The 1,136-nt window shown below is 37.3% G+C and carries 1 protein-coding gene; it reads right to left on the minus strand.

Annotated features, from left to right (window positions below; translation table 11 throughout):
- Window positions 1–123: 123 nt before the first annotated feature.
- Window positions 124–315, minus strand: coding sequence for a hypothetical protein (locus FTT73_RS16150; RefSeq protein ID WP_257232896.1), 192 nt, complete (start codon window positions 313–315; stop codon window positions 124–126).
- Window positions 316–1,136: the final 821 nt, after the last annotated feature.

Below are 1,136 nucleotides of genomic sequence, written 5' to 3' on the forward strand. Positions count from 1 at the left end.
TTCGCAAGAGATGCGATGGATGTCTGGTGATTTGTAGTCATAAATTTTAGTCCCCACTTGTTTTTAAGTGGGGACTAAATTAAGGCTTATAGGATGAATTCATAAGGTGTGTTCAGCGGACGCTTACCTTTGTTGCGCTACAGCATGTTGTTGAAGTGTATTTTCAGCTGTTTTTTCCGCCTGATCTAAAGTCATGAAAATATCGAGCAAGGCTTGACGTTGTTGATGATTCAGAAGTTTTGCGCTTTCGACAATCAGTTGTTTAGCGAGGTTTTTTGGCATGCATGGGTTTGCATCATTGAATTTAGTATGCATAGCAGTTTCCTAGATAAGAGTTTAATTATCTCCATCGCTTCTCACGGCAATGGAGGCAACTTAACAGGGGTGAGAATACTGAATCTAGGATCAGCCAGCACGAAGCTGCCCTGCTAAGCTACCATAGGGACTGCTTAACAGTAGGCAAAAAAAATAGCCGCAAGTGCGACATTTAATTGCACCTAGATATTTTATCAGGTTCTCACGCCTGCACACAGATTTTGCTGCGTTGAAATAAGATTATCCAGTAAAAAGCAGGGTGTCAAGGTCCTAATCAGTAGTTCTTATAAAAACTGAAAAATCTAACTAAAAGGTATCTATAAAATCAGTGGCTATTCAACCCATCAAAGGAGTAATTGAATAATGACAATTAAAATCCAAGCAAAAAAAAGCCCGCTCAAGGAAAGTGAGGCAGGCTTATAAACTAAGGACCTAGAAAGGTCATTCAGAAACTACAGCAGTTTCTATTGATTATTTTGTACGCTATTCAAGTAATATTCAGTGGCGGAATATATCAAAAAATCAAAATATTAATTAATAAATCAATATGTTAAGTGGGCTTAATCAATAGTTTAATTAAAATAACTAAACCTAGTTGTAAGTTAGCTATAACTAGCTATATAAAAACTACGTTTTGTCGTTCTAGGTCAATGTTTGTTTGTAAGCCCCAAATAGAAAAATCCGGTGCATAGAACGGCACTGTTGCAAATAGAGATTTGAGTCGATGATGTTCCCTTTAAAAAGTACTTAGAGACCGAAAACCCTGTTGATTAGACACACTTCACCCTGAGGCTGACCATAATAAAATGACGATGCTTGTC

The organism is Acinetobacter sp. YH01006 (genome assembly GCF_013420445.1).
Classification (GTDB): Bacteria; Pseudomonadota; Gammaproteobacteria; order Pseudomonadales; family Moraxellaceae; genus Acinetobacter; species Acinetobacter pseudolwoffii.